General features: G+C 46.2%; 15 protein-coding genes. 14 read left to right on the top strand and 1 reads right to left on the bottom strand.

Annotated elements, in window-relative coordinates; all coding sequences use genetic code 11:
• Nucleotides 1–259 precede the first annotated feature (259 nt).
• Nucleotides 260–7612 carry a WIAG-tail domain gene (locus KCTCHS21_RS21760; protein WP_157994096.1) on the top strand — a complete coding sequence of 2451 codons (7353 nt, stop codon included), beginning with the start codon at nt 260–262 and terminating at the stop codon, nt 7610–7612.
• Nucleotides 7613–7789: 177 nt separating this feature from the next.
• Here the strand turns inward: KCTCHS21_RS21760 and KCTCHS21_RS31230 are convergent, their stop codons facing one another.
• Nucleotides 7790–8023 carry a hypothetical protein gene (locus tag KCTCHS21_RS31230; protein ID WP_130613340.1) on the bottom strand — a complete coding sequence of 78 codons (234 nt, stop codon included), beginning with the start codon at nt 8021–8023 and terminating at the stop codon, nt 7790–7792.
• Between KCTCHS21_RS31230 and KCTCHS21_RS21750 the strand changes: the two genes are divergently transcribed.
• The 13 genes from KCTCHS21_RS21750 to KCTCHS21_RS21690 all read left to right on the top strand — a co-directional run bounded on the left by KCTCHS21_RS21750 (nt 8022) and on the right by KCTCHS21_RS21690 (nt 19808).
• Complete coding sequence (locus KCTCHS21_RS21750) at nt 8022–8720, top strand: glycosyltransferase family 2 protein (RefSeq protein WP_130613337.1); 699 nt, start codon at nt 8022–8024, stop codon at nt 8718–8720. The two genes, KCTCHS21_RS31230 and KCTCHS21_RS21750, sit on opposite strands and share 2 nt — an antisense overlap.
• Nucleotides 8721–8724: 4 nt before the next feature.
• On the top strand, nt 8725–9804 hold the full coding sequence (locus KCTCHS21_RS21745) for a hypothetical protein (RefSeq protein WP_130613334.1): 1080 nt from the start codon (nt 8725–8727) through the stop codon (nt 9802–9804).
• Nucleotides 9801–10538, top strand: a complete 738-nt coding sequence (locus KCTCHS21_RS21740; RefSeq protein ID WP_130613331.1) for a glycosyltransferase family 2 protein — start codon at nt 9801–9803, stop codon at nt 10536–10538. The genes KCTCHS21_RS21745 and KCTCHS21_RS21740 overlap by 4 nt, the downstream gene beginning before the upstream one ends.
• 35 nt (nt 10539–10573) lie before the next feature.
• The gene (locus KCTCHS21_RS21735) at nt 10574–11299 is read left to right on the top strand and encodes a sugar phosphate nucleotidyltransferase (protein WP_130613328.1); all 726 of its coding nucleotides are present in this window, start codon (nt 10574–10576) and stop codon (nt 11297–11299) included.
• A complete protein-coding gene (locus KCTCHS21_RS21730) occupies nt 11296–12564 on the top strand; it encodes a GT-D fold domain-containing protein (protein ID WP_130613325.1) in 1269 nt (422 codons plus the stop codon). Before KCTCHS21_RS21735 ends, KCTCHS21_RS21730 begins: the two co-directional genes overlap by 4 nt.
• 12 nt (nt 12565–12576) lie before the next feature.
• Nucleotides 12577–13989 (top strand): glycosyltransferase family 2 protein, encoded by a 1413-nt coding sequence (locus KCTCHS21_RS21725; RefSeq protein ID WP_232057916.1) that lies wholly within the window; start codon nt 12577–12579, stop codon nt 13987–13989.
• A gap of 208 nt (nt 13990–14197) precedes the next feature.
• Nucleotides 14198–14488: a nucleoside-diphosphate sugar epimerase gene (locus KCTCHS21_RS21720; protein ID WP_130613322.1), complete on the top strand. Its 291-nt coding sequence runs from the start codon at nt 14198–14200 to the stop codon at nt 14486–14488.
• A 43-nt stretch (nt 14489–14531) separates the two neighbouring features.
• On the top strand, nt 14532–14867 hold the full coding sequence (locus KCTCHS21_RS21715) for an alpha-helical endospore appendage domain-containing protein (RefSeq protein ID WP_130613318.1): 336 nt from the start codon (nt 14532–14534) through the stop codon (nt 14865–14867).
• On the top strand, nt 14864–15160 hold the full coding sequence (locus KCTCHS21_RS21710; RefSeq protein ID WP_130613315.1) for a hypothetical protein: 297 nt from the start codon (nt 14864–14866) through the stop codon (nt 15158–15160). Before KCTCHS21_RS21715 ends, KCTCHS21_RS21710 begins: the two co-directional genes overlap by 4 nt.
• Nucleotides 15157–15459, top strand: a complete 303-nt coding sequence (locus KCTCHS21_RS21705; protein WP_130613312.1) for a hypothetical protein — start codon at nt 15157–15159, stop codon at nt 15457–15459. The genes KCTCHS21_RS21710 and KCTCHS21_RS21705 overlap by 4 nt, the downstream gene beginning before the upstream one ends.
• A gap of 195 nt (nt 15460–15654) precedes the next feature.
• Entirely contained in the window at nt 15655–17001 is a 1347-nt protein-coding gene (locus KCTCHS21_RS21700; protein ID WP_130613309.1) for an ABC transporter substrate-binding protein, read from the top strand.
• A gap of 34 nt (nt 17002–17035) precedes the next feature.
• Nucleotides 17036–18400 (top strand): ABC transporter substrate-binding protein, encoded by a 1365-nt coding sequence (locus KCTCHS21_RS21695; protein WP_130613300.1) that lies wholly within the window; start codon nt 17036–17038, stop codon nt 18398–18400.
• Between the two features lie 238 nt (nt 18401–18638).
• Nucleotides 18639–19808, top strand: coding sequence for a copper amine oxidase N-terminal domain-containing protein (locus KCTCHS21_RS21690; protein WP_130613295.1), 1170 nt, complete (start codon nt 18639–18641; stop codon nt 19806–19808).
• The last annotated feature ends 8 nt before the right edge of the window (nt 19809–19816 follow it).

Below are 19816 nucleotides of genomic sequence, written 5' to 3'. Positions count from 1 at the left end.
AAAAGTGAAAAAGTAAACGAAGAAATATAAAAAACGAATATGTGGATATTTCCTCTGCAGGAAGAAAGAAAATACAATGCATAGTCTATTCACGTGGTGCTGGGCAGTTCCATTTTTTTTTAACAGCAAGCAACGAATATCAGACTGAGAGAAGCTATTTAATTAAGGCTTAAGTAGAGATAATTGCCCATCCTCGTGACGTGCCCATGGGTGAATGCATATGATACTGAAGATTTTGATGATTAGGAAGGAGAAAGACATGAAAAAGAACAAGGCGAGTAAGACACCCAAATCGCGCCGGCCGCTTTATTACGTCGACAATCCGAACAAGCTCGAGCTGAATTGGCTGGATGACATACAAAAATCAAACGCCAAGTCGATAGCCGTTCATGGTTCGGCTGCTCCAGCACCGGTGGCGGAAAGTCAGGCCGAGAGCAAGCAAAGTCGTGTTAATGCCAGAGATAGTGGAGTACGTTCCTTGAAACCTGTGGCTGAAGCGCCAGCTAAACAGCCTTCAGAGGCACAATTATCGCAGCCTTCAGAATTCATTTCCTCCAATGAGGAAGCTGAGGAAATCGTTGCTATTGCAATGGTTCTCCCCCCAGCTTTAGAATTATCCACTGCTGTAGAGATACCCGATATTATTTCGGTCGTCGAATCATTGCAGACGGAATCTCATAATTCTACAGATGCCTTGGTTGCTTTACTAAACGAGGATTCTGCCGAACAAGAATTGCAAGAGGATATCGAGGCGAGGGAGCAGCTAGAAAAGGAAAAGCGACATCTGAAGCTTGAAGAAAAACGGATGCCTTCCCGCCCGGCCCCGATTGTCTACACGGACGATATTGCTAATGAGTCAATTACTAGCGAGAAGCTCGCTCCTTTTGCGATTGAGGCTATGCATTTGGCCACTGAATCTGTATTTACGAACTCTTTGGCGGATTTTTCAGTAACGGCTATAAAATTAGCGGATGGTTCCATTACTTCATCTAAATTAGCACCAGAATCCGTCGTTGGGGATCATCTAACGAAAAACTCTATATCAGGGCAAAAAATCCGTGATCGCTCCATTACCGGTGAGAAGCTGCGTGATGGCAGTGTTTCCTCGGAGAAGCTGGCCGACAGAACGATCAGCTCAGACAAAATCGCCGAGGGCTCCATACAGTCTAAGCACTTAAATCTATCCATCATTACATCTGAATTGCTTCAGGACCAGATCATCACCTCGGAAAAAATCCGCAGTGGTTCCATAAGAAGCGAAAATTTGGCCAACGAAAGCATTGATACTTCCAAATTGGCTGAAGGATCTGTAGCCACATCCAAGCTTCGTGACGGTGCAGTAACAAAGGATAAAGTGGCTAGAGGGGCGATAGAGAGCCAGCATCTGACTGAAGGTGTAGTTCTAGCTGATCACGTGGCCCCTGGAGTGCTGCAGGGAAAGCACTTGGCTCCGCTCGCCGTGGTGGCGGAGCATCTCGCCGAGGGAGCGGTCGGATCACGCGAGCTCGCCGATCAGTCCGTGCTGGGAAGCAAGCTGTCTTTAAACTCGGTCCAATCCGAGCATCTACGTATGGGAGCAATAAAAGGCAACCATCTCGTCGACGGGGTCGTTGAAACAAAGCATTTGGTAGAGGGTGCAATAACAGCGATAAAGCTGGCTGAGCAATCGGTTACTACTATTAAGCTAGTTGATCATGCTGTTACTTCGACCAAGCTTGCGGATCAGAGTATTATTTCTGGCAAAATTGCTGATGAAGCTGTGCAATCCAAGCATTTGGCCAAGGGAAGTATTTTATCTGATAAGCTAGCTGAAGGCATCATTGGTCCCCGACATTTAACGGAGAAAACGATTGAAGGTCGGCATATATCTGATCAATCGATCCGGAGAGAGCATCTGAAGGAAGGCTTGATCGGGGCGGGACAGCTTGCTAAAAATGCAGTGCATGCTTCCCATCTAGTGGATGGCGCGATTGGAGCTTCTCAGCTGGCGGATTCATCGGTTACTGGGGTTAAGCTCGGAGATCATTCCGTTGGAAGTAAGCATCTGGCTTCGGCGGCAGTTAAAACAGAGCATCTCTCCTCGGAGAGTGTAACTTCAGAGCAATTGGCGGCCGGGTCGCTTAAACCGTATCACTTCGGAGTAGAAGCGGTCATGGGTGGTGCTCTGGCTTCTGATTCTATAGATAGCCGTCACGTTCGGCAGGGTGCTGTTGAATCAGTTCATTTAGCGAACGGATCAGTAAGCACTGGAGCCTTGCAAATCGAAGCGGTGACGGAGAAAAATATAGCTCCAGGTGCCGTCGGAGAGAGACAGCTTGGAGTACGTTCTATATTCTCGCATCATTTAACGGATCATTTGATCACTTCCTTAAAGCTTTCCCCAGAATGTGTTTCAACAGATAAAATGGCCGATTTAGCCGTTACGACTGCCAAGCTGGCTGATGATAGTGTTACTTCCGCAAAGCTGGACGCAAATGCAGTTTATGAAAAAGCATTGCAGGACGGGGCAGTATCTGGGCGGGCGATAGCCGAAGCAGCTGTTTCCTCCAAGCATTTGAAGCCTAGGTCTATCAAGCAAATTCATCTAGGTGAAGGAGCCGTAACGACTGCCGGTATGGCGAACGGCGCAGTTACCTCAGATAAGCTAGCAGATGGGTCGGTTAAGGCCCAGCATATCGTATCAAGTGCGGTGGAAAGCCGTCATATTGCTGAGCAGTCTATTCTCAGTGTTCATTTGGGCGAGAAAAGCCTCCGCGAATTTCATCTTAATGACGGCATAATAACGGTAAACAAGCTAGCAGCGAAAAGCATCGATAGCAGCAAGCTTCAAGCTGGCTCTGTAAAGGAGCAGCATATCGCTGACCAGGCCATATCGTCCGCACATCTACAGGTCGACTTAATTGATTCTGTGCATTTGCGCGAGGGAGCCGTCGGTGCCGCACATTTGGCAATGGGTAGCGTCCATGAAGCGACTCTTGCTAAGCACGCGATTACTTCGGATAAACTGGCTGAGGACAGCGTGACTTCTAATAAGCTGGCCCCGCTAAGCGTAAATTCGGAGCACTTGCAAATAGAAAGCATAAGCGGCAAGCATCTGAAATCGGAAGCCGTACATGGCTTCCATCTGCGTAAGGGTACGGTGTCAGTCTCCCATCTAGCGCCTGATTTGTTGGATCTCGCCAAGAACGGGGAACGTCGTATCGATTCTGAGCGATTAGAGCCGAATGCAGTAAGTGCGGTACATCTCAAGGAGAAAACAATTACTGAGGAAAAGCTAGCGGATGGTTTAATAACAAGAGTGAAGCTGGCTGACGGAAGTGTGTCTAGGGAAAAGCTGGCGGATGGAAGTGTTACTCCAGATAAACTGGTTGCAGGAGCGGTAACTTCTGAGAAGCTGGCAGATGGCGCAATTAAGTCAGAAAAGCTAGCGATTCATAGTGTTGGAACAGTGCACTTGTCAGAAAGCTCAGTGACATCGGACATCCTCAGTGATGGTAGTGTAACGGGAGCGAAGCTGGGCGACGGCGTGGTGACTGCAAATAAGCTAGCGAATGGAAGTGTGGGAACGAGTCAACTGGAAGCTGGCTCGGTAAATGCGGACATTCTAGCGGATGGAAGCGTCACAGCTGCAAAGCTAGCCGATGGCGTGGTTACACCCGAGAAGCTGGCGATTGGTGGAGTCGGAACGGAGCAGCTAGCTGACAGCTCAGTTGTTGCAGAAATTCTAGCAGGAGGAAGCGTCACAACCTCTAAGCTTGCTGATGGAGCAGTAACCTCTGAAAAGCTGGCAGTCGGGAGCATCGGGACGAGTCAGCTTGTAACCGGATCTGTTAGAGCTAGAATACTGGCGGATGAAAGTGTCACAACTGCGAAGCTACTTAATGGAGCAGTTACGTCGGAGAAGCTAGCTATCGGTAGCATTGAAGCAAGACACTTGCTGAATGGATCGGTCTTGGAGGATAGCCTGGCTGACGGGAGCGTATCCTGTGCTAAGCTTGGTGATGGTGCTGTAACAGCCGAAAAGCTGGCTGATGGGAGTATCGGAACCGAGAAGCTAGTGGAAGGCGCCGTCACAACGAATATCCTTAAAGATGGAAATATTACAGGTGTTAAAATAGCCCATGGAACAGTTACCACAGAGAAGCTAGCAGACGGTAGCGTGGGCACGCTGCAATTGGCAGCGGGCTCGGTTACATCTGACATCCTAGGGGATCACAGTGTATCAGGAGCTAAAGTAGTTGATGGCTCGTTGGCTGGGGAAAAGCTTGTTGCGGGAAGCGTGGGTACTGTTCAATTGGCTGATGGCTCAGTAACCGAGAATATCCTTGCGGATGGAAGTGTGACGCTTGCTAAGCTGGAAGACAGAGTAGTTACGTCGGAAAAGCTTGCTTATGGAAGTGTTGGAACCGATCAATTAGTTCTAGGCTCAATAACTGCGGATATTTTGTCAGAGGGCAGTGTAACTACTGATAAGCTCCTTGATGGCATTGTAACGACTGATAAGCTGGCTGGAGGCAGTGTGGGCACCAGTCAATTGGTGGAAGGCTCGGTTACAGCTGAGATTCTCGCGGACCAAAGCGTGTCAGCTTCAAAGCTTAGAGATGGTATCATTACAGCGGATAAGCTTGCTGATAACAGCGTAGGAACGGATCAATTGGCAGCAGGCTCAGTAACTGCGGAAATTTTGGCAGATGCTAGTGTTCGGGGCGATAAGCTGCTTGATGGTGCTGTAACTTCAGGTAAGCTTGCACTAGGTAGTATTGGTACGGACCAACTAGTATGGGGCTCGGTCACAGCGAATATTTTAGCAGATTCCAGTGTGTTGAATGAAAAGCTGGCAACGGGTGCAGTAACATCCGAGAAGCTAGCAGAGGGGGCTGTTGGCACAAGCCAATTGGCAGCCGACTCTGTGTCAGCCAATCATCTAATAGATGGCAGTGTAACGGACACGAAGCTTGCCGACGGAGCAGTAATAACAGAGAAGCTTGCGAGGGGAAGCGTCGGGACGGAACAATTGTCCTATGGAGCTGTCACTGAGGATGTTTTGGCTAATGAGAGTGTAACGACCGCTAAGCTTATGGATGGGGTAATAACGACTGATAAGCTTGCGGGCAGCAGTGTCGGAACGAGCCAGATGTCGGATAGCTCTGTGACTGAGGAAAAATTAGCGGATAAAAGCGTTACATCAGTTAAATTGAACGATGGATCGGTTACGACTGAGAAGCTTGCTATCGGGAGCATAGGAACTAACCAACTAGCTGGTGGCTCGGTGACTTCTGAAATCCTTGGTGATTCTAGTGTAACGAGTGAGAAGCTGTTCGACGGATCAGTAACTACCGGAAAGCTAGCGGATGGAAGCGTCGGAACGAGTCAGCTTGCCGACAATGCCATAACCAATTCTAAGCTCGGATTAGGAGCCGTAACCGTAGAAAGTCTTTCTCCTCCGTTGTTCCAATTTCTAACCTTTGTAGGAGATCAAATTACCGAAGAACGACTAATGGCAGGTGCAGTAAGCTCTGAGAAGCTGGCTTTAGGATCTGTAGGCACGGAGCAGCTTGCTGATGGCTCTATTACGTCTGTGAAATTAACTGAAGGAAGCATCGGAGCGACGCAACTGGCACCAGGGGCCGTTAACGCTGAGAAAATCTCTGTACGTAGCATAAGCTCATCTCACATCATTCCACGTTCCATTCTTGGTTACCACTTAGGGGAGCAAACGATAACCTCCAGTCATTTCAAGCCGCAAGCCGTATCAGAAGCACAGCTAGCGGATGGCAGTGTGAGCAGCACGAAGCTGAGTGCTGATCTGCAGCAATTGTTGAATCAGTTACAGCAAGTTCAAACTGTGGCTTCAGCTCCAACAGATATAAAGATGGAGCTGGAAGCGGGCAGCGTAACGAGTGAGCACTTAGCGGATGGCAGCGTGAGCGGGGCGAAGCTAGAAGCTGGAAGCGTAGCGGGCGAGCATCTGGCGGATGGCAGTGTGAGTGGGGCGAAGCTAGAGGTAGGAAGCGTAACAGGTGAGTATTTCGCGGATGGCAGCGTGAGTGGAGCGAAGCTAGAGGCAGGAAGCGTAACGAGTGAGCACTTAGCGGATGGCAGTGTGAGCGGAGCGAAGCTAGAGGTAGGAAGCGTATCTGGGGAGCATCTCGCGGATGGAAGTCTGAGTGGAGCGAAGCTGGAGGCTGGAAGCGTAGCTAGGGAGCATCTTGCCGATGGCAGTGTGAGCGGAGCGAAGCTAGAGGTAGGAAGCGTATCTGGGGAGCATCTCGCGGATGGCAGTGTGAGTGGAGCGAAGCTAGAGGTAGGAAGCGTATCTGGGGAGCATCTCGCTGATGGCAGTGTGAGTGGAGCGAAGCTAGAGGCAGGAAGCGTAGCTAGGGAGCATCTAGCGGATGGTAGCGTGAGTGGAGCGAAGCTTGAACGTAATAGCATAACAAGTGAGCAGTTATCTGTTGGAAGTGTTGGTGGAGCGCAGATTTGGTTAGGAAGCATAAGCAACGACCATTTGGCAGATGGCAGTATTAGTGGAGCGAAGCTTGAGTTAGGAAGCATAGCGAACGAGCATCTAGCGGATGGCAGCGTGAGTGGGGCGAAGCTAGAGGTAGGAAGCGTAACGAGGGAGCATCTAGCGGATGGCAGCGTGAGCGGAGCGAAGCTAGAAGCAGGAAGCATAGCGAGTGAGCACCTTGCCGATGGCAGCGTGAGTGGGACGAAGCTTGAGTTAGGAAGCGTAGCGAACGAGCATCTAGCGGATGGCAGCGTGAGCGGAGCGAAGCTAGAAGCAGGAAGCATAGCGAGTGAGCATTTGGCCAATGGCAGTGTGAGTGGAGCGAAGCTTGAGTTAGGAAGCATAACGAGCGAGCATTTAGCGGATGGCAGTGTGAGTGGAGCGAAGCTTGAGTTAGGAAGCGTAACGAGCGAGCATCTAGCGGATGGCAGCGTGAGTGGGACGAAGCTAGAGGCGGGAAGTGTAGCGAGTGAGCATTTGGCCGATAGAAGCGTGAGCGGAGCGAAGCTAGAGGCAGGAAGCGTAACGAGTGAGCACCTTGCCGATGGCAGCGTGGGCAGGGCGAAGCTAGAGGTCGGAAGCGTAACGAGTGAGCACCTTGCCGATGGCAGCGTGAGCGGATCGAAGCTAGAGGCGGGAAGCATAGCGAGTGAGCACCTAGCGGATGGCAGCGTGAGCGGAGCGAAGCTAGAGGCAGGAAGCATAGCGAGTGAGCACCTAGCGGATGGAAGCGTGAGCGGAGCGAAGCTAGAGGCAGGAAGCGTAACGAGCGAACATCTAGCTAATGGCAGCGTGGGTGCAGATAAGCTTTCATTTACTCCGGTTATCACACAATTACCTGGTGTTGGTATGTTGTTTGGGAACCAACAGTATGTTTTTCAGGGTGGAATGGAGTCGATGCGCTTAATTGTTCCTTTTCCTACACCATACGCGGACAATTCCTATACATTAATTGCAATGTCTGACCACCCTTCTTGCAGCTGTATTCTCGGTACCAAGCGTCCGCATGAAGTCGAGCTAATTGTTTTCCGCACGCGGTTAGGACCTGAACCAAAAGGATTTATCCAATGGATAGCAATAGGTAACCAAGCACAAAGGTAAATAAGGTGAGTTATAAAAGGCTCCGTTCAATTTCATGCTTACCTCTTAGGGTAGCGCGAAATAAGAACGGAGCCTTTGTTGAACGAGTGAAAGTATAAGTTTTTTGGTTCCTTATACTCATTTAATCGCTCGATACAAACGTATGAAACTGTACATATGCCGTTGCGAATGGACACGTCACACATACAATGTCATGTATACCGTTGCCCGATCCTGAGGGGGGGTGAATGGATTGGCGAAAAAAATCGGGAGGAACGGCTCTCGTTCTGCTAAGTCCGGGAGGGTTAGAGGCAGACGCAGGGTGTCTTTAAGTCGCTCGATACGATCGAGTGAGCAATCAGAAATCCCCAATCCTCCTGCTACTTCTGATCCTAGGACGGCTCCGTTCGTTTCGGTCATTATTCCAGTCATGAATGAGCGAAAAACACTCAAAAGAGTCATCCGAGAAGCTTCTTTGGTGCACCCCCACGTAGAAGTCATTGTGGTTGTAAACGGCTCGACCGACGGTTCGCTGGACATTGCCAGGAAAAGCGGTGCAAAGGTAATCCTTTACGATCATCCTCTCGGCCATGATGTTGGAAGGTCATTGGGGGCAAGGGAAGCTCAAGGTAATATATTGCTATTCATTGATGCGGATATGATTATACCTGCTGCTAAGCTTAGGGTCTTTGTTGATGCAGTAGCTAATGGAGTAGATGTGGCCTTAAATGATTATTCAGGTCCAGTTAAAAAAACAGTTGTTCATGGTGTGATTCTCGCCAAGCACGCCTTAAATGCATTGTTAGGCAGATCTGATCTGGAAGGTGCCTCTATGACAGCAATCCCTCACGCGATGAGTAGAAGGGCTTTGTCAGTTATAGGAGCATCAGCATTATCTGTACCTCCCTTGGCTCATACAATGGCCATTCGCGAAGGTCTTAGCGTTAAACGTGTCATCCATGTCAACGTTGGAAAGTTGAATCCGATGCGCACGAAGCGGGAGCGTAAAAATTCATTAGAACCCATTATCGTAGGGGACCACTTAGAAGCCATTCATTGGTGGCTGAGAAATACAGATTCCAGGGGCGGGTATGAGGACGAGGTCCGTCAAAGATGGATGGTGAGATAACCAAATGCGCAAAAAACAGCTAGCAACCAAACGACCTCTCCGTTCCTCGAAAATAGTTAAAATCCCCCCTTCAAAGAGGAGGGTACGATTAAAACGTGCTTCAACTACGAAATCTCATTTACCCGATCATTCGGCAGGTGTAAAAGAGGGTAGGGCATGGAGAAGCACCTCATCTGAAAATGTTAGCCAAGAGCGTCTCAAAGGGGCACTTCGTCAGCGGTGGAGCAAAAGGTTCTATGAAGGACGCAATATAACGGCGGCATGGCGCCATGTACAACAAAGAGGAAAAAGCTATGCTGCGGGATTTATGAAGGGTGCTGGCATCTATGCTACAGTATCGCCAGTGCCACTGCGAAATAAGGCTGCTGCTGTCGTTTTTGTTGGACCTCATTCACCGGCTCCAAAAGGGGTGCTAGCTCAGTTGGAGGCTCTTCCTCTTCATGAAATTGTTATTGTGCTTGCGAACACGAATGAGGAGATTTACTCTCTCGCAAGAAACCATAAAAACATGATAATCGCCTATTTGCCTGATGAGGTTAATCCGGACGTCGGACGGGCTCTGGGCGCTAAATTAACGGGTGCGGATACGGTGCTTTTTGTTGACGGCGAGCATCCTGTTCACTCGGACATATTAGCCCGTTTTTTATGGGAATGCGATGGACGGGTTGATATCGCGCTTAACGACCTTACCGCGCAGATGGGGTTATTCAATCGTAGAGGAGAATCCGAGCGGTTTCATGAATTTCTGAACAGGAGCTTGAATCGAGAGGATTTAAGCATTAATTGTTTGTCCTCGCTACCATTTGCCGTCTCTCGAAATGCTTTAGATACACTTGGGGCTGCGGCTTTTACCGTTCCAATCAAAGCACATGCTCTAGCTATCTTGAATGGTCTAAAGATTGGTACGGGAGGCTCAGCAAGCAACAGAAATTCTAACAGACTAATTGCATCTAAGCAGAACTGGCAAATAGCAGCGGGTGATCATGTAGAGGCATGGACAGAGGCGATGGGTACAAGGGGCAGTCGGTTGGATTTTACCGATTCCGTACGTAACCGAAGCGTATTGGGGGATTGGGAGCAATGACAAAAGCATCTATCATTATTCCAACTTACAATCGTCTCGATCTTCTTCAAAATTGTGTTTCCTCCATACGTAAATACACGGACACACCTTACGAAATTATTATTGTAGATAATGCTTCTACCGATGGAAGCGCTGAATGGTGCAGGCGGGAGAAGCTTGCCTTTATATCGCTTCCTCGTAACGAAGGTTTTCCCATTGCTTGCAACAAAGGCTTGCGGCTTTCCTCCGGGGATACCCTTGTTTTACTTAACAACGATACAGTCGTAACTCCTAATTGGTTAAGCAATATGACGGCCGCACTCAACAGCTCCTCAGATGTGGGAATCGTGGGACCAGTCACGAATTATGCTAGCGGATCACAGCAGGTTCACTACCCTTTCGAGGATGTCGAGGAATTTCAGAGAATTGCATCTGAGGTCAACATACAGGATCACTCAAAGTGGAAAAGGGTCGAGAGAATTGTAGGCATTTGTTTTGTGTTTAATCGCAGTCTCATAGAAAAAATTGGGCTTCTCGATGAACGATTTTCACCTGGTCACTATGAGGATGATGACTTTTGCTTGCGTACCAGACTTCATGGCTACAGCCTTCTCGTGTGCCATGATACGTTAATTTACCATGAGGGGAGCGCAAGCTTCAAAAGGGAAGGAATTGCAGAGCAGCAGCTGCTTGTCGAACGGAACTATCGGATGTTTATGGATAAGTGGCATGTAGATCCGAGATCGTTCATCTGATAGCATAACCGCTCTAACCATGAGGAGGAATCGCTTTGAAGGCTGTTATACTGGCGGGTGGAACGGGAACAAGGCTTAAACCGCTCACCTACTGGACGAATAAGCACTTATTGCCTGTTGGTTCTTATCCAATGATTTGTTATGGCATTACTAAATTACGCGATTCTGGTATCCGTGAAATTGTTATTATTACGAGTCGGGCGTCGCTGGGCAGCTTTGCAGACGTTCTTGGCAGTGGACGGGATTGGGGTGTGTCCATTATGTATCGTGTGCAAGAGGAGGCAGGTGGGATCGCACAAGCGTTGGAGCTTGCTCGTCCAATTATGTCGTCAAAGGATAAGTTCCTCGTGCTGCTCGGAGATAATTTGTTCGAGGAAAGTCTGCTGCCTTATTGCGAGCAATTCGCAAAGCAAGCAAGCGGAGCGATGGTGCTGTTAAAGAAGGTGGATGATCCCCGTCGATATGGCGTTCCGAAGCTGGATGAAGCTAGTGGTCGTATACTGCTAATTGAGGAAAAACCGGAGAACCCCCAGTCTGATTATTGCGTTACCGGAGCTTATTTTTACGATACTGAGGTGTTTGATTTAATCAATGACGTAAAGCCTTCTCGAAGAGGAGAGCTGGAAATTACAGACGTCAATAATGCATATGCTCTCAATGGGCAGCTTAGCTATCGTGAGCTTACGGGCTGGTGGACAGATGCAGGTACCTTCGAATCATTGGAGGAAGCGGGAAGGAGATTAAAGGGGGCTATTTCGTGATCAATGTTAGCTTACTGAATACAGCTAAGCCTTTAGTGGCTCCTCCTAAACCAGTCAAGCAACCTGTAGTAAACGCAGTGCAAAGTCGTTCTCCTCAAGTTGTAAAGAGTAAAAGTATTACATCTGGCAAAGTGATTCCTAAATCAGATAGCAATCGTATTCCGAGCAAGGTCACTCCCAAATCGGATAGCAATCGTATTCCGAGCAAAATCACTCCCAAAGCGGATAAAAACCGTGCTCCAAGCAAGGCTATACCAAAAACGGATAGAAAGCATGCAGCGACAGGAGCTTCCCCGAAGACTACAAAAAAACGAATTGTGAAGCTTAGGAAAAAAAATATTTCACCGAAACGACGTTATCATGCTAAACGCAGACTAATTCCTATGAGCCGTAATATTACCGAGAAGAGTATTGAAGCTATTTCTAATCAGGAAGGCTATGATTCCGGATACCGAGAAGGCTTGCTTGCAGGCGAAGAACGAATATTGGAAGAGCATATCCCTAACGATCTTATCATACCCGATATAACAGCTCGTGAAGCTATGGCTGCAGGGGTCCAGGTGTTACGAAATCGAGGAATTCCACTTTTGGATGCAGCAGGGGTGTACCACGAGCTAGAGAAGGCTCTGCAGGACAAACAGCCGTATGCCTTCATTCGTCTTGGAGATGGAGAGCTGCTGACAATGGCACAGGAAAAGGTGCTAACGATAGAGGAAATCAAGCGAGCAGGCTCGTTTCTTCCATACGCAGGAGTTCATTTGCCAAACCTAACTGCGCGTGATGAGCTAGCTTCTTGCTTACGTCTTGCTTCATTAATCGGTGTACCGCTGTCTCGGCATCCCCATTTTCAACCACTTTTGTTTGCCGTATTGCGTGCACATGGAATAGATTATCAGGGTCTACGTTTTACTACATCAACGATGAATTACGCGCTACATGAGTTGGGATTGCTGTTGAGGCTGTTACAAGGTCGCAAAATACTCGTCATTGGTGATGTAGCTGTTCAGCTTAGCCAAGTATTAATCGAGCAAGGCTTGGAGGTGTCGGGAATTGTAACCCCTGTTAATGGTTTTTCCGACGTGCACAGAGTCGTGGCGGAAGCCTCTACTTATGATTACGATATCGCACTAATCGCAGCAGGAGTACCTGCCATTCCTATCGCTGTACATTTGGCTGGAATTGGAGGGAAGGTAACCTTTGATTTCGGTCACTTAGCGAACCGGATGGCTGGGCTGGTGCACCCTGAACGGAATGGGATGAAATAGAGGAGAAATGAGGTGGGGCAAGTGGTTGCGACGATTACGAAGGCTAAGTACAATAAGCATCGCAAGCCTACCCGTACTAGAACGAGAGCCTCTAAAATCAAGCCACGTCGAAGTCACGCCGGGTCCCGTCATCGTTCGAATGCTCGGCAGCTACAATTTCGCGAGGGGTTTGGTGAAGGATATCGGGAAGGGGTACATTCTGGCACTCAAAGCTATCCCACATTATTCGAGGGAACAAGCATTGTTATTCCAACTTATAATCAGTTGAATATGCTTGAGCAATGTATTGAAAGCATTATGGACAATACCGATCTCCCTTATGAAATTATAGTTGTAGACAATGCATCTACGGACGGCACGGCAGCATATTTGCTGGGGCTAGGAGGACAGGTCAGATTCCGTGTACTGGATAACAATCGTGGGTTTGCTGGAGCGATTAATATGGGGATGATGATGGCCAAGGGGCGCACGATTATGCTGCTTAACAACGATACTCTGGCTACGGAAAATTGGTTAGATAATTTACTAATCTGTCTGAACAGCGATGAAGGAATTGGCATGGTCGGACCGATAACCAACTATATAAGCGGTGATCAGAAAGTAGATGTTCCTTACCAGGATGTCGTGGATATGCCGAAATTCGCGCGTGAGAATAACAAGTCAGATCCATCGAGATGGCGTCAAATCGAACGACTAACCGGTTTCTGCTTATTGTTTCGCAGGGAGCTATTCGAGGGTATTGGCTATTTTGATGAAGGCTTCGAGGTAGGAAATTATGAGGACGACGATTATAACATTAGGGTCAGATTACTCGGTAAAAAAATTGTTATGGCACAGGATACCTTCATCCATCATTTTGGCAGTATTAGCATGAAAGCACTAGGTGATCGGTTCCAAGAAGTGAACGACCGTAATCAGCTTTATTTCATGGACAAATGGAGTAATCCTAACGAATGGATTCAAGAGGCGCGTCAGCATTCGGATCCATTGGAAGGGCAGCTACAGCACTCTGCGCACTTCTACCCAGAGCAAGTGGTCGTGCAGGCCATCGGAGCTAATAGGTATTGGATTGAGCATGGTAAACGTAGGCTGATTGAGGGGGAGCTATCCATCCCAACGATTAGAGTTTCGCAGATTGATCTTCGTCTCTGGCCACTTGAGCCGCCGATTGCAGCGGAAGAGGTGGAGCACCTCTGGCGAGGTTCAGGAGACGAAGTGAGCATACAATCAGGAGTTGTATTGCTTCCGGATGGAAATACGTTTCACATGGAAGGTGGAGTAGCGCGGCGTATCATTAGCCCTGCAGTTATGCGGGCTTGGAGCCTTCACCTAAAGCCGCATAAGAATATAACACTTGAGCAACTGGAAGATAAGGTCCATGGACTACCGATTGTTGCGCCGCCGTTGTTACGGCAGGTGCTGTAATTATAGCGATAACCTCAACTGTAGCACTCTAAGGGAGCTGTAGCTGGGGTTATTTTATTGTCTGAAGTGATCCATTGTAATCATCAAACAATGTGGGCATTTGCTCCTGTGGCAAGCGCTGAATGACGGCATATGCTGTATGAGACTAGACGTTTGCTGGAAGCATCGGAGCGAATGAATCCGTTGAAGGATAGGGGATGCAGCAAGCATGCAGGAATTGTTAACAGAAATCGTCGTTCATTTATCCAAATCCCATCAGCAGATGGCCCGGATATTGGATGCTAAGCGGCAAGTAACTGTAAGGATGGCTCATATGGTTCAAGCCTTGCCTGACGAACATCCTCAATTAAGCGGTCTTGATGGGTTATTGGATAGTTCTTCTAATGTGACCAAGAGTATTGTCTCTTATTTGAACAGCCTCTCGGATCTGGAAGAAGCGGTAGCGGATAGCTTAACTCAGGTTGTGAAGGCAATGGCAGATTCAGACGACGAGGAATAAGAGAGTATGTAGTTAGGCTTGTCAGGAAAGGGGGGCAGAAGGGATGAAAAGGGAAGAGGCTTATCATCTCACGCTCGATGCACTTGCAAAGATGCAGTGGAACGTAGCTATGATTCTGGAAGCGAAGGCGACGGAGGCAGAGAAGGTTCGTAATTGGATACTTACCCACATTACGAACGATACTTTTGATGCGCATAACGATCAATTGACGACCAGCTTACAATTTCATGAACAGAATATAGAAATCATTGATGGGCTAACTAAGCTCTGTAATGGTCTAAGCCGCAATATGAAAGTGATCTTAAATCCAGATGGTGACAGCTCGGATAATATGGCATCTATGTTCGGTGGGTTAGATTCAGGAGATCAAGACAAATGAACCGATGGCAGCGTGAGTGGGAGATTAAGCTTCAGTTAATGGGAGCCATATCGAGAAGCCAGGAAGCATTGGCGAAAATATTAGAAAGTGTTGCAGATGTGACTGAGGTAGCTGGAGTATCCGTTTCCACATTGCACGAGCATGTGAGGGTACTAACTGGCTTGCAGGGAGCTTTGCTTAGAAGGGCTACCGGAACAAGCTGGAATCCACCTGTGAGAGGAAAACCAGCTTCCCCGTGGTTAGCCGATACAATTAGATCAAGTAATCGAAATGTTGGAGGTGCCTCGGATTGAAACGTAAATCGCGTTCAGCAAAAGCTGGCAAGAGAGGGAAAAGAAAATCGAGCGCGAGCCGAAGCATAAAGAAGAAGGGGATCAAAAGTGTGCGACGAGGCAAATCTCGCTCTGGCAAAGGCAAGCTTCGAGTTCGTAAAGGTCAAAGTCGACGTCGATTGAGGGTAAGGAGACAGCGAGTCGATGGTGGCTCTTCATACAATGCAGGCTTTAATCATGCGTATAACGAGGGATATAATGCTGGATTTTCCAAAGGCTTTGAGGATGGTCACCAGATAGCGTATGAGCAGCAGGTCTAATGAAGAAGCAACATAAGAATACCACCAAGCGATAGCTCTATCGATTGGTGGTATTTAAGTTTTCATAAGCACAAATTAAGATTTTCTTAAGCAAAAGGACGGGTAGTTGTTAAGAAATGCTAAGTAAGCTAAGAGAAGGTGGTTGGAAAATAAAAACATAACAGTTAGCAATGCTGAGAGAGAGGGTCACTTGCAATGAGTAGCAAATCAAATTTTCAAATGGTTATTATTTTATCCATGCTTACAGGCTTGCTTATGGGATGTAGTTCTAGTGTTAAGGATCCCACAGAAACACCAAGCAAATTAAAAATTATGTATTACGACGAGATGGGATATTACTCGCAATACGGCACCTTATTTGCCGCCATGTTTCCTGAGATTGATGTTGAGGTTATTTCAAAAAATAATGTTAAATACGAGAAAGGTAAGGACATGAATAAAGCGGTTATGGAATTTATTGATGCGAAGAAGCCCGACTTACTCATGCTTAATGGCGAGCAATACAAAAATATGTCGAGTCAAGGTAAGCTATATGATCTTGAATCTTTTATTAAGAGAGATAAGTTTGACCTTGAGGGCACCGTCCTAGGTATTACGGATTACATAAGAGAGCTAAGTGACGGTAAGCTATACGGTATGTCTCCAGCATTTTTCAGCAAGGCCGTCTACTATAACAAAGACCTGTTCGCAAAATACGAAATCCCTTTTCCGGAAAATGGGATGAGCTGGGATAAGCTACTTCAGCTGGCATCACGTTTTCCAACAACGGGTAGCGAAGAGGAACGAATATATGGGATTAAGACTTACTATTCCGACGATTTATATGAACTTGGAATTTCAATGGGTGGCACTTTGGGTCTTAGTTTTTTTAATACTTCTAGCATGAAGATGACTATGAATTCAGAATCGTGGAAAGCAGTATTCGAATCTGCACTGGAAGCCATTAAGTCTGAGACTATATATAAGGGAGTAAATGAGAGCGGCAATGGTTCATATGAGAGCTATTTGTTCCAGAATCCTTTTGTCGCAGGTAAAGTAGCTATGACCATCGATGAGAATTATTTAGTTAATCAAATTACAGAAGCTCAAGAAAGGTTTAAGGATAAGGCCATCAGCAATTGGGACATGGTTACAATGCCTGTAAATCCACAAAACCCCAATGTGACGAACAGCATGTCTATTGATGAAATCTTTGCGATTGATGCCAGATCCTCAAATATTGATGCGGCATGGAATTTTATCAGCTACGTCAATAGCGATGAGTTTGCCAGAATTAAAAAGGAAGTGAGTACAGGAAGCTTAACATCAAGAACTAAATATATTACCGATGAGAGCGGGCATAATCTGGAAGCCTTGTACTCTCTCAAGCCTATTGAATCTAGTATTTATAAAGATAATGAGAAGCTGCCTTATGGACTATTTTCAAAAATAGTCGTTTTAATGCAAGAAGAATTGCACAAGGTGACCAGTGAGCGGCAATCCTTATCCAAAGCGTTAGAAAACATTCAAGCACAAGGGCAGCAGCTTTTGGATGGAAAATAACAAGAGATAAGAAATGCAATAGGGGGAAAAAGGGATGATTAGGAAATTCAGGATTGAGCTAATTATTGTTCTAGCAATGCTGACGGGCTTGCTAGTGGGATGTAGCACTAAAACGGAAGAACGATCGGATACTAGAAGTACTTTAAAGGTAATGTACTATGATAAAAACGGTTATTATTACCAGTACGGCATGCTATTTTCCGCGTTATATCCCAATGTTGATGTTGAAGTTGTTTCAACCAATGATATTAACTACGAAGATGGTGAAGATAGGAATAAAGCGTTAATCAAGTTTATTGATGAACAGAAGCCTGATGTGTTAATGCTAAGCGCGGAACAATATAAGCAGCTATCGAATGAAGGTCGGCTCTATGACTTGGATGCTCGCGCAAAGAGGGATAAATATGATCTTGACGGGATTGTTCCGGGAGTCATTAGTTACATAAGAGAGCTAAGTGAGGGTAAGTTATATGGGTTGTCCCCCTCCTTCTACAGTAAAGCGGTTTATTATAATAAGGACCTCTTTACTCAATATGGAGTTCCTCTGCCAGAGGACAAGATGAGCTGGGATAGCTTGCTGCAATTAGCAGCTCGTTTTCCAACTAGTGGGACAGGTGAGGATCGTATTTATGGGATTCAACGAAAGCACTCTTATGATTTATATAATTTAGGAACGAATATTGGTAGTACGATGGGGCTGGATGTTTTTAATGTTTCAAGTATGAAGATGACGATTAATACCGATTCGTGGAAGGCGGCTTTTGAGACTGCTCAGAAGGCCATTCAATCTGGAGCTATGTATACGATCGAAAATCAAGGTGCGATGTCCTATAACACCTATGAAGATTACTTGTTTGAGAGTCCTTTTATCAATGGGAAAATCGCTATGGTAGTGGACGATAATGGTCTCAGAAATCAGATAAAAGCAGCTCAAAGCGCCAATAAGGAAAGAGCCATTAAAAATTGGGATATCGTTACTGTGCCTGTAAACCCACAAAACCCTGATGTTACAGATACGATGTCTATAGATCAAATTTTCGCTATTGATGCTAAATCTACGAATATAGAAGCTGCTTGGAAATTTATTAGCTACGTGAATAGTGATGAATTTGCTAAAGTGAAATCCAAAATCAATTCCGGGAGCCTTCCTGTAAGAACAAAGTATATTAAAGATGAAGAGGGACATAATCTACAAGCTTTCATTTCTCTTAAGCCAGTTGAAGCTACATTATATAAAGATTATGATAAGCTTCCAAACGAGTTTTTTAGCCAAATACTAAAGCTAACTCAGGAACAATTATCTCAGGTTACGAATAAGCAGCAATCTATCTCAGAAGCCTTAGACAACATACAGAAAATCGGACAAGAGCTACTAAACAAACAAAAAGTAATAAAATAACAGAAGATTCGACAGAATAGTAGTTGACGAAGACGAATTGTTCTTTATATAATAAATTAACTAAATACTGGATATTGACGCGAGGAAGCACCCGCAGACGTTTAACAGATGTCGGCAGTGCTCCCTCTTTTTTTATGTCTATTTTCTAGAGGGAGTGATTTTATAGTCGCTAGGGGTGCTAGGACGCTCGATTTGTCGGTTTGATAGCCAGTTATTAATTACTCAGAGGGGGATATTAATGAGAAAAGTTACGGTAATGCTATTGGTCATTATTATGGGGTTGCTTTCAGTTGGATATGCTGGTGCAGCTGCGGATAAAGTAGATGTCAGTTTCCTAATTGATGGTAAAACATTTAAGACACCTGCTGGAGAGCCGGAGCCTTACGTGAACAAAGATCAGCGTACTATGGTTTCTTTACGATTTTTTGCTAGTGCTATCGGCATGCCTAGTAAAGACATCAAATGGGACAATAAAACGCAAACCGCAACCTTGAAAAGAAATGGGAATACTGCTGAAATCACTGTTGGAAATGCGACTATGAAGGTTAATAAAACGACTGTCGTTATGGACACGAAAGCCGAGATGAAGAAGGGGAGATTGTTCATACCCGTTCGCTACATGGTAGAAGCGCTAGGTGTTTATATGGAATGGAATGCGGAGAAGAGACTTATTACGATTAAAAGCACCGTTACTGTGGAGCCCGCTCCCAAATTTAAGTATGTGCTCCCCGGGGACGAGATTTTTGAGGATGAGCAGAAGCTGAATGCTATGACAACATCTCCAGGTTACTTCGTCCCCAACAATGGAAAGTTTCTCTTTTCTACTGATCCTAAAGTAACTAATAACAACTACACGTTGAAAGAGAAGCTGAATCCAGATATTAATCGCCAAATATACGATGCTACGAAGGTGCTTTTAGATGAGAATCACTTTGTGGGGTTGAAGTACCATACGGATGGCGATGGAGAGTACAAAGAACGGGTATTTCTTACTTTCTCAAAAAGCTCAGTATATGATGCTAGAGGTAACCATTTCTTTAAATTTATTTTCATGGAAAATGATGCACTCAATAACCAGAGCTACGGAAAACAATTCAGTGACCATGTTTCAATAATGTTTTCATTAGAACGATTGTGGCCTGATGATAAGTTACCAACCGTCACTGGAGTTTGGGCAGTGCCTTTTTACGAGAATAAAATGCGCGCTTCTTTCTTTGCACTGTATGGTCAGGAATACGGTGATAAAATCGCAGACTACATTTTGAACCATTACATTCAGAAACGTACAAAAGGGATGCAAAACTATAAGGCTGTTCGTGAAGTTAAAACTTTTGGCAAAATTCAGGTTGACTTCGCGGATAATGGAGAGTCTTCAACATTAGATTTTACTTTTTCATATAAGAAATGAGGATAGTT

Origin of the sequence: Cohnella abietis (genome assembly GCF_004295585.1) — a bacterium.
Taxonomy (GTDB): domain Bacteria; phylum Bacillota; class Bacilli; order Paenibacillales; family Paenibacillaceae; genus Cohnella; species Cohnella abietis.
This window is presented reverse-complemented; position numbering and strand designations above follow the sequence as displayed.

Excerpts from the sequence above, each read along its gene's own strand:
- KCTCHS21_RS21760 (WP_157994096.1), top strand. The coding sequence starts at position 260 with ATGAAAAAGAACAAGGCGAGTAAGACACCCAAATCGCGCCGGCCGCTT.
- KCTCHS21_RS21750 (WP_130613337.1), top strand. The coding sequence starts at position 8,022 with ATGAATGAGCGAAAAACACTCAAAAGAGTCATCCGAGAAGCTTCTTTG.
- KCTCHS21_RS31230 (WP_130613340.1), bottom strand. The coding sequence starts at position 8,023 with ATGACTGGAATAATGACCGAAACGAACGGAGCCGTCCTAGGATCAGAA.
- KCTCHS21_RS21745 (WP_130613334.1), top strand. The coding sequence starts at position 8,725 with ATGCGCAAAAAACAGCTAGCAACCAAACGACCTCTCCGTTCCTCGAAA.
- KCTCHS21_RS21740 (WP_130613331.1), top strand. The coding sequence starts at position 9,801 with ATGACAAAAGCATCTATCATTATTCCAACTTACAATCGTCTCGATCTT.
- KCTCHS21_RS21720 (WP_130613322.1), top strand. The coding sequence starts at position 14,198 with ATGCAGGAATTGTTAACAGAAATCGTCGTTCATTTATCCAAATCCCAT.
- KCTCHS21_RS21715 (WP_130613318.1), top strand. The coding sequence starts at position 14,532 with ATGAAAAGGGAAGAGGCTTATCATCTCACGCTCGATGCACTTGCAAAG.
- KCTCHS21_RS21710 (WP_130613315.1), top strand. The coding sequence starts at position 14,864 with ATGAACCGATGGCAGCGTGAGTGGGAGATTAAGCTTCAGTTAATGGGA.
- KCTCHS21_RS21700 (WP_130613309.1), top strand. The coding sequence starts at position 15,655 with ATGAGTAGCAAATCAAATTTTCAAATGGTTATTATTTTATCCATGCTT.
- KCTCHS21_RS21695 (WP_130613300.1), top strand. The coding sequence starts at position 17,036 with ATGATTAGGAAATTCAGGATTGAGCTAATTATTGTTCTAGCAATGCTG.
- KCTCHS21_RS21690 (WP_130613295.1), top strand. The coding sequence starts at position 18,639 with ATGAGAAAAGTTACGGTAATGCTATTGGTCATTATTATGGGGTTGCTT.